The organism is Psychrobacter sp. GW64-MNA-CIBAN-0177, assembly GCF_040309585.1.
Classification (GTDB): Bacteria; Pseudomonadota; Gammaproteobacteria; order Pseudomonadales; family Moraxellaceae; genus Psychrobacter; species Psychrobacter okhotskensis.
The window spans coordinates 1-315 of sequence record NZ_JBEOOY010000104.1; the positions used below are offsets into that span (position 1 = coordinate 1).

The 315-nt window shown below is 53.0% G+C and carries 1 pseudogene; it reads left to right on the forward strand.

Annotation, left to right across the window (positions count from 1 at the left end):
- Nucleotides 1-315 (forward strand): annotated as a pseudogene (locus tag AAEY79_RS14365) (hypothetical protein); the annotation flags it as partial.

The window sequence follows — 315 nt, forward strand, 5'->3', positions numbered from 1 at the left end:
TCGCTGAACTTACAGATCCTGCCGGTACTTCTGCAACAGATAACGATGATGGAATAGTAGATGCTGTCGCCGGTAACATCACTGTCGATCTAGTCTTAAATGACAGCGGCGCCACCGCCGACATTAGCGGTACCACCACCGATGTGGCCCCAGGTTCAACCGTCACGTTAGTGCTGACTGATGCCAACGGCACCCAAGTCACGGTGCCAAATGTCACCGTCGATGCCAACGGCAACTACAGCATTGCTGGTGTCGATGTTTCCACATTAGTTGATGGCGACATCACCTGGAACTTATACCCCTCTGACGATGCCG